The organism is Klenkia sp. AC732 (assembly GCF_979256525.1).
Genome location: NZ_CEEDOS010000198.1, coordinates 1 through 232, shown reverse-complemented (window position 1 = coordinate 232; position 232 = coordinate 1). Strand labels below are relative to the sequence as shown.

Genomic DNA, 232 nt, shown 5'->3' with positions numbered 1-232 from the left:
GTCTCCGGTGGCGGGGAGACCGGTGGACGGCGCGTCGGTGAGCTCGACGAGGAGATGGTCTACGAGTCCCGGGGGGGCGACGTCTTCCTGCTGGGCTCCTCCTCGTGGCGGATCGAGGAGATCACCCACGACCGGGTGCTCGGCACCCCCGCGCCCGGGCCGCCCGGGCCGATGCCGTGCTGGCACGGCGACACCCTGGGCCGCCCGCGGGAGCTGGGCCGGGCGCTGGGCG

1 protein-coding gene is annotated in these 232 nt (G+C 76.7%); it reads left to right on the top strand.

The genetic code is table 11. The annotated features are described in order from the left end of the window. Positions 1–232 (top strand): hypothetical protein (locus AC0IVP_RS22265; RefSeq protein ID WP_471759323.1); only part of this gene is annotated, 232 nt, incomplete at both ends.